This is a genomic window from Streptococcus sp. NLN64 (genome assembly GCF_015831295.1).
Classification (GTDB): domain Bacteria; phylum Bacillota; class Bacilli; order Lactobacillales; family Streptococcaceae; genus Streptococcus.
On sequence record NZ_JADXDQ010000017.1, the window covers coordinates 26,981 to 35,120 of the forward strand.

At 43.7% G+C, this 8,140-nt stretch carries 6 protein-coding genes and 1 pseudogene; all 7 read left to right on the forward strand.

Annotated elements, in window-relative coordinates:
- Window positions 1-175: 175 nt before the first annotated feature.
- The 7 genes and pseudogenes from ftsZ (at window position 176) to ileS (ending at window position 7,818) form a co-directional block, all read left to right on the forward strand.
- Window positions 176-1,441: a cell division protein FtsZ gene (ftsZ, locus tag I2503_RS04065; protein ID WP_196967115.1), complete on the forward strand. Its 1,266-nt coding sequence runs from the start codon at window positions 176-178 to the stop codon at window positions 1,439-1,441.
- A gap of 1 nt (window position 1,442) precedes the next feature.
- Window positions 1,443-2,144: a YggS family pyridoxal phosphate-dependent enzyme gene (locus I2503_RS04070; RefSeq protein ID WP_196967116.1), complete on the forward strand. Its 702-nt coding sequence runs from the start codon at window positions 1,443-1,445 to the stop codon at window positions 2,142-2,144.
- 295 nt (window positions 2,145-2,439) lie between these two features.
- Window positions 2,440-2,814, forward strand: a pseudogene (gene sepF / locus I2503_RS04075) (cell division protein SepF); the annotation flags it as partial.
- On the forward strand, window positions 2,814-3,083 hold the full coding sequence (locus tag I2503_RS04080; protein ID WP_196967117.1) for a YggT family protein: 270 nt from the start codon (window positions 2,814-2,816) through the stop codon (window positions 3,081-3,083). The pseudogene sepF and the gene I2503_RS04080, both read left to right, overlap by 1 nt.
- Before the next feature lie 14 nt (window positions 3,084-3,097).
- Entirely contained in the window at window positions 3,098-3,871 is a 774-nt protein-coding gene (locus I2503_RS04085) for a YlmH/Sll1252 family protein (protein WP_196967118.1), read from the forward strand.
- 9 nt (window positions 3,872-3,880) lie between these two features.
- On the forward strand, window positions 3,881-4,639 hold the full coding sequence (locus I2503_RS04090; RefSeq protein WP_196967119.1) for a DivIVA domain-containing protein: 759 nt from the start codon (window positions 3,881-3,883) through the stop codon (window positions 4,637-4,639).
- A 374-nt stretch (window positions 4,640-5,013) separates the two neighbouring features.
- Window positions 5,014-7,818, forward strand: a complete 2,805-nt coding sequence (gene ileS / locus I2503_RS04095) for an isoleucine--tRNA ligase (RefSeq protein ID WP_196967120.1) — start codon at window positions 5,014-5,016, stop codon at window positions 7,816-7,818.
- The last annotated feature ends 322 nt before the right edge of the window (window positions 7,819-8,140 follow it).

The window sequence follows — 8,140 nt, forward strand, 5'->3', positions numbered from 1 at the left end:
AGCAACCGCTTCAGACAAATCCAACGCCAGTAGTCTCTCAAGCTCAGACAGAAGCGAGTAAAGCTCTACCAGATGTCGATCAGGAAGTGGCTACTGAGGAAGTACAAGAATCTCGTGGCTTTGGAAAACGCGTTCGTGGCCTATTAAATTCAATGTTTGATTAAGGAGAAAGAAGATGTCATTTTCATTTGACGCAGCAGCTGCCCAAGGGGCAGTGATTAAAGTTATTGGTGTCGGAGGTGGCGGTGGAAATGCCATCAACCGCATGATTGACGAAGGGGTTGCAGGAGTTGAGTTCATCGCAGCTAATACCGACGTGCAAGCACTCAGTAGTTCAAAGGCAGAAACAGTTATCCAGCTTGGTCCAAAGTTGACGCGTGGATTAGGTGCTGGAGGACAGCCAGAAGTTGGTCGTCAAGCAGCAGAAGAAAGTGAAGAAGCGATTACTGAAGCCCTCACGGGTGCTGATATGGTCTTCATTACCGCAGGCATGGGTGGAGGTTCAGGTACTGGCGCAGCACCTGAAATTGCTCGTATCTCAAAATCGTTGGGGGCCTTGACTGTCGGTGTTGTTACCCGTCCATTCGGATTTGAAGGAAGCAAGCGTGGTAATTTTGCTGTGGAAGGAATCAATCAACTTCGGGAACATGTGGATACTTTGTTGATTATTTCCAACAACAATCTGCTTGAAATTGTAGATAAAAAGACCCCGTTGATGGAAGCTCTTAGTGAGGCAGATAATGTACTTCGTCAGGGTGTACAAGGAATTACTGATTTAATCACTCATCCTGGATTGATTAACTTGGACTTTGCTGATGTGAAGACGGTGATGGCCAATAAAGGAAATGCTCTGATGGGAATCGGGATTGGTTCTGGCGAAGAGCGTGTGATGGAAGCTGCTCGTAAAGCGATTTATTCGCCACTTTTGGAAACCACCATTGACGGTGCAGAGGACGTCATTGTTAACGTGACTGGTGGAATGGACATGGCCCTTACCGAAGCAGAAGAAGCATCAGAAATTGTCAACCAAGCAGCAGGACATGGAGTCAATATTTGGTTGGGAACATCCATCGATGAAACGATGCAGGGTGAAATCCGTGTGACCGTTGTGGCTACTGGTGTTCGTCAAGATCGGGTTGAAAAAGTTTCTGGTATGTCAGAAAATACCACCCCAAGACAAGAAGCACCTGCTCGTCAAGCTGTTCCGGGTCAATTTGATCGGACCTATGATATGAATGTGCCAGTGGATATGCCGGCATCCAGTCGTCCTCGTCAAAATGAATCACAAGCTATTTCACCATTTGGTAATTGGGATTTACGTCGGGACCAAATTACCCGTCAAACAGAAACCCCATCAGGTTCTAGCGTAGAGCGTTATCAAGACCAATCCGGTTCAGATGATGATGAGCTAGAAACCCCACCATTCTTCCGCAACCGCTAATATGAGCTTTCAACAACAGGCTCGGTTGGTTCGTAGTCAAGTTGGCCTGGCAGAAGCACGGGGTCACAAGCGAGAAAGAGGAAGTCAGATTATCGCAGTAACCAAGTATGTGGATGCTGTGGTAACGAGAAAGCTGGTTGAGGAAACAGGTTTTTACCATCTAGGTGAAAACCGAGTGCCTCAATTTCTTGCTAAAAAGGAGGAGTTGGCGGATTTGCCGATTACCTGGCATTTTATCGGTAATCTTCAGAGGAGGAAAGTTAAGGACGTTATTAATGAACTAGACTATTTTCACGCCTTAGACTCCCTCTCTCTAGCAAGAGAAATTCAAAAACGAGCTAAAAAAATGATCACCTGTTTTTTACAGGTCAACCTTTCTCGTGAAGAAAGTAAACATGGTTTTTATCTGGAGGAATTGGAAGAGGCATTGAAGGAGCTGGAAAATTTGGATAAGGTAAGGATTATAGGTCTGATGACCATGGCACCAGCAGATGCCAATCCAGATGATCTTGCGGCTTTGTTTGAAGCAACCTATTCGCTCCAACAAAACTTATCCCAGCGGAATTATCCCACGATGCCTTTTACAGAATTGAGCATGGGAATGTCCTCAGATTACCAAGTGGCTGTTGAACATGGAGCCACCTTCGTTCGTATCGGCAGTCTTCTATTTGAAGAGTCCGGAAAAGGAAACAATCATGGATAGAATCATTCATTTTTTTCAAAATATTGGTGACTTTTTGAGAGGACTGTTTGTCGAGGATGGCGATGGCTTCCAAGAGAAAGTCTTTGCTCCGGAGGAAGTGCCGGAAGAAGCTGAGCAAATAGTCACGACTAGTCACCCACGTATGGAGGAACAGGAAAATAGTAGGCCTAGCACCAAGGTGACTAGCCTACTCCAAAACAAAGCTTCTGACGGTACTCTTTCTCTTCCTCAGAAGTCACCTGTCCACCAAAGCTTAGATGAAAGAGAAACACAAATTATGAATACAAGTAGACCACAAAACATCACAGATTTACATGCAAAACAAGAGGAATTGGCTCGCCAAAACGGTCAACCTTCACCAGAAGATAAGCACGTCATTTATGTCCGCTATCCACGTCGCTATGAAGAGACTCCGAAATATTTGGATCTTCTCATCCGCAATGAAAGTGTCTTGATTGACTTCCAATATATGACAGAGGTACAAGCACGTCGTTGTTTGGATTACCTTGACGGTGCCCGTTATGTTCTTTCTGGTGATTTGAAAAAAGTGGCCAATGGAATTTACCTTTTGACCCCTGCCAACGTTATTATTAATGTAGAAGACTTACAAGTGGCAGAAGGAACCAATAATCAAAACATCGAATTTGATTTCGATATGAAGAGACGCTAATGGACATTCTCGTATACCTCTATCGAACTGTAGATCTTTTTCTCTCTGTATTAAACCTAGCCTTGATAGCCTATGTTATCCTTTCCTGGTTCCCGGGAGCCATGAGGACCCCCTTAGGTTATTGGGTCATTCGAATTGTCAGTCCCGTTCTAAGACCCTTCCGTAATCTACGTTTGCAATTTCTAGGCTTGGATTGGACTGTCTTTGTTGTAATCATCCTCCTAGATATTCTGCATCGCTATCTTCCAGTTCTATTTTTCTCATGGTAAAAGGAATAGGGGCCTTGGCCCAACATGTGACATCTGAGGATCAGCTTTTTCTAGAAAAGGCTTGGGAATGGCTTCAACGGGTGGAGCAACACTATATTCCAGTCTTGACTGACTTCCTCAATCCGCACCAAGTAACCTTGGTTCAAAATCTGGCCAGGCAAACAGAGGTCACCATTTACAATTCTGCCGACCTGTGGCTAACAGAACAGTCTCGTCTGCTCATAGCACCTGATTATTATCAACTGGAATCAGAGGATTTTGAAATGGTTCTCTTGGCCATTTATTTTCAAGCTCAATTTGGAAAGTTGACTCATCCCCAGGTTTTGGGGTCCTTGATTCACCAGACGGGGTTGGATAGACGTGTTTTCGGTGATATCTTGATTGGACAAGACCAAGTCCAGGTTTTCGTTCAAGCCCCACTAGCTCCACTTCTGATTCAGGAAGTCAAGAAGATTGGTCGTATGGGGGTTCGTCTGCAGGCTGTTCCTAAAGAGGACATGCTCCAGGTGGACGAGGATATGCAGATTAAAACCATTTTTGTGGACAGTCTACGCCTGGATCGTCTGATTGCCTCTGCTTTTCAATTGGGCCGTGGTAAGGCGGCCCAATTGGTTAAGGCTAATCGGGTAAAGGTTAATTATCAGGAGAGGACAGATGTGAGCTGGTCGCTTCAAGCGGGAGATGTGGTCAGTGTTCGAGGAAAGGGTCGGTTTTATATTGGAGACCATACAGGTTTGTCGAAATCTGGTAGAATAAAGGTAGAATTAAAGATACTTGCACGTAATTAAGGAGAAAATATGGCAGTGACAGCACAAGATATCCGTAATAAAACATTTGCAACGAAGTTTCGTGGCTATGATGTCGAGGAAGTGGATGACTTCCTAGAGATTTTAATGCGTGAATTTGAAGAATTGACTCGACAATTGGTGGCTAAAGATGAGCAGGTTCGCAATTTGGAAGAGCGTCTGCTTTACTTCGATGAAATGAAAGATTCACTCAGTCAGTCTGTTTTAATCGCTCAAGATGCGGCTGAGAAAGTGAAGCAAACGGCTTCTGATGAATCTAACAATATAATTCGTCAAGCAGAACAAGATTCTCAACGTCTTTTAGATGATGCCAAATTTAAAGCCAATGAAATTTTGCGTCAAGCTACAGACAATGCTAAAAAGGTTGCAGTTGAGACTGAAGAATTGAAAAATAAAACACGTATTTTCCATCAACAAATCCGTTCAGCTGTGGAAAGTCAATTGAGTGTAATTACTTCTCCAGAATGGGAAAACATTCTGCAACCAACTGCTTCCTATGTACAAACGAGTGATGAAGCCTTCCGTGAGGTTGTTGTTTCGGCCTTGGGAGAAGATCAAGCGAACACTCCAGAGGAGACTATTGACATGACTCGTCAGTTCTCTCCAGTAGAAGTCGCAGAATTGCAAAACCGGATTGCTTCCGCTAATCAAATGGCTGAGACACAGTCTTATCAAGGTTTAGCAGCAGATGTGAATGCGGCACTGGATGCGGTTGAGCGAGCCGAACGTGAATCTGTTGATCTTTTATAATGATGAATGGTTTTCATCTAGATAGGCTCATGATTCGGTTTCCTATCTTTTTGTTTGGAAACCATCTATGGATGAATTGACTCCTGAGCAGATTTTTGCCGGGAGTGACAAAACGAAATGAAAACACGATTTTGAGGGTATAGTCCAAGCGAGTAGGAGTTGGTGTGAGTCCTACACTCCCTGTCCTCTGAATTATCCTTTCATGTTCTCCTCTCCCAACCGTTGTATAACGCAGTAAGAGAGGACGGGTTGTTCCGTTATCAACCAAGAGGGTAAATTGGAAACTGTGAGCCAATTTACTGAAGTAAGGTGGTACCACGCTTTGTCGTCCTTAGGGAATGACAAGGTGTGTTTTTTTGTAGAAAGGGATTTGTATGAAATTAAAAGAAACCTTGAATTTAGGAAAAACAGGCTTCCCAATGCGTGCTGGTCTGCCAACCAAGGAGCCAGTCTGGCAAGAAGAGTGGGATAAGGCTGACTTGTATAACAAGCGCCTAGAATTAAACGAAGGGAAACCGTCCTTTGTTCTTCACGATGGACCTCCTTATGCCAATGGAAATATCCATGTAGGTCATGCCCTTAACAAGATCTCCAAGGACATTATCGTTCGCTCTAAATCCATGTCTGGCTTCTATGCACCTTATGTACCTGGTTGGGATACCCATGGACTACCAATTGAACAAGTGTTGGCTAAACAAGGTGTAAAGCGCAAAGAAATGGATTTGGTGGACTACCTAAATCTATGTCGTGAGTATGCTTTGGAACAAGTTGAAAAACAAAAAGCTGATTTTAAACGCCTCGGTGTTGCTGGTGATTGGGACCATCCTTATATCACCTTAACACCAGACTATGAAGCTGCTCAAATCCGTGTCTTTGGAAAAATGGCTGAAAAAGGCTATATTTACCGAGGGGCTAAACCTGTTTACTGGTCATGGTCCTCTGAATCTGCTCTTGCAGAAGCTGAAATCGAGTATCATGATGTCACGTCTAACTCTCTTTACTATGCCAATAAGGTCAAAGATGGTAAAGGAGTTTTGGATACCAATACTTACATTGTTGTTTGGACAACCACACCATTTACCATTACAGCTTCACGTGGTTTGACGGTTGGTGCAGATATTTCTTATGTAAAAGTTTCTGTGGAGGGAGACGAGCGTCAGTTTGTCCTGGCTGAAGATTTGTTGGATCGTCTTGCAGAAAAATTTGGCTGGTCAGCAGTAGAAGTACTTGCTCGTTATACTGGTAAAGACCTTGATCAGATTGTTACCGAACATCCATGGGATACAGAAGTGGATGAGTTGGTCATCTTGGGGGATCACGTTACAACGGACTCTGGTACTGGTATTGTCCATACGGCTCCTGGATTTGGTGAGGACGATTACCATGTTGGAGTTGCCAATGGTCTTGAAGTTTTCGTGACGGTTGACGAGCGTGGAATAATGATGGACAATGCTGGTCCTGAATTTGCGGGTCAATTCTATGGCAAGGTCCTTCCAACAGTCCTTGAAAAATTGGGTGATTTGCTGATGGCGCAAGAAGAAATCACTCACTCCTACCCATTTGACTGGCGAACTAAGAAGCCAATTATTTGGCGTGCTGTTCCTCAGTGGTTTGCTTCTGTATCTGATTTCCGTCAAGAAATCTTAGATCAAATTGATCAAGTGAAATTCCACATGGAGTGGGGCCGCACACGTCTCTATAACATGATTCGTGATCGAGGCGATTGGGTTATCTCACGTCAACGTGCCTGGGGTGTCCCTCTTCCAATTTTCTATGCAGAAGACGGAACTGCCATCATGGAGGCTGAAACCATTGAACATGTTGCACAATTATTTGAAGAGCATGGTGCTTCAGTCTGGTGGGCTCGTGAAGCCAAAGATCTCTTGCCAGAAGGGTATAGCCATCCAGGTTCACCAAATGGTGTCTTCACCAAGGAAACCGACATCATGGACGTATGGTTCGATTCTGGAAGTTCCTGGAATGGGGTCTTAAACAACCGTGAGGATCTGCAATACCCAGCTGATCTTTACTTAGAAGGCTCTGACCAATACCGTGGTTGGTTTAACTCATCCTTGATTACCTCAGTTGCCAACAATGGAGTAGCCCCTTACAAACAGCTCCTATCTCAAGGTTTTGTTTTGGATGGTAAGGGTGAAAAAATGTCTAAGTCGCTAGGAAATACAATTTTGCCTAGTGATGTGGAGAAACAGTTTGGTGCTGAAATCCTTCGTCTTTGGGTAAGTAGTGTGGATACAAGTAATGATGTCCGTATTTCCATGGATATCTTGAGCCAGGTATCTGAGACCTACCGGAAGATTCGGAATACCCTTCGTTTCTTGATTGCCAACACATCTGACTTCAATCCGACTCAAGATCAAGTTGCTTTTGAAGATCTTCGTACGGTTGACCAATATATGGCTGTCCGCTTCAACCAAGTTGTAGCAGCTATCCGTCAAGCTTACGATGATTTCAACTTCCTGAATGTTTATAAGGCAGTTGTTAACTTTGTCACAGTTGATCTATCTGCTTTCTATCTTGATTTTGCCAAAGACGTTGTGTATATCGAAGGAGCAAAATCTCTAGAGCGTCGCCAGATGCAAACGGTATTCTATGATATTCTTGTCAAATTAACCAAACTTTTGACGCCAATTCTTCCACACACCGCAGAAGAAATCTGGTCCTACCTTGAGTTTGAAGAAGCTGACTTTGTACAATTGACGAACTTCCCAGAAGTTGAAAGCTTTGACAAGGCTGAGCAAATGCTAGAAGAGTGGGAGATTTTCTTCACCTTCCGCTCCCAAGCTCAAAAAGCCTTGGAAGAAGCACGGGCTGCAAAAGTGATTGGTAAATCACTGGAAGCGGAGTTGGTTGTTTACCCAAGCACAGAACTTGCAGCTGCATTGGAAACCTTGAACACTGACCTAGCTCAGTTGCTCATTGTTTCTCAATTGACCCTAGCCTCTGAGCCAGCACCTGAAAATGCCCTCAGCTTTGAAAATGTAGCCTTTGTTGTGAAAGCGGCAGAAGGGCAAGTTTGTCAACGCTGCCGTCGTGTTGATCCAAGTGTTGGAACTAATCGCAATCCAAATCTTGCTATGGTCTGTGACCACTGTGCTTCCATCCTTGAAGCAAACTTCCCAGAAGCAGTAGCTGAAGGTTTTGAAGGAACACAAAAATAAATTTTTAGTCATGAAGTTCCTATGAACCTTCTGGGACTGAAAAGTTCTCTGTTGATTGATCCAGCAGGGACTTTTCAGTCCCAAATACCAAAAAGAAATCTCTAGTCATAAGGCTAGAGATTTCTTTTGTATAGTCTTTTAGATTATAAACTGTATGTGGTATACTATTCCTATGGCATACGGAATTGATTTTAAAAAACGTGTCCTTGAATATGTTAAAGAGGGACATACACGTAAAGAAACAGCAGCTTTATTTAATATTAGCACCAACACTTTATACAGTTGGGAAAAGCAAGAGCGAGAACTCGGTCACTTAGAACGT

What these genes read in the sequence shown, in the direction of transcription:
- ileS (WP_196967120.1), top strand. Translation starts at nt 5,014, where the DNA reads ATGAAATTAAAAGAAACCTTGAATTTAGGAAAAACAGGCTTCCCAATG.
- I2503_RS04080 (WP_196967117.1), top strand. Translation starts at nt 2,814, where the DNA reads ATGGACATTCTCGTATACCTCTATCGAACTGTAGATCTTTTTCTCTCT.
- I2503_RS04090 (WP_196967119.1), top strand. Translation starts at nt 3,881, where the DNA reads ATGGCAGTGACAGCACAAGATATCCGTAATAAAACATTTGCAACGAAG.
- I2503_RS04070 (WP_196967116.1), top strand. Translation starts at nt 1,443, where the DNA reads ATGAGCTTTCAACAACAGGCTCGGTTGGTTCGTAGTCAAGTTGGCCTG.
- ftsZ (WP_196967115.1), top strand. Translation starts at nt 176, where the DNA reads ATGTCATTTTCATTTGACGCAGCAGCTGCCCAAGGGGCAGTGATTAAA.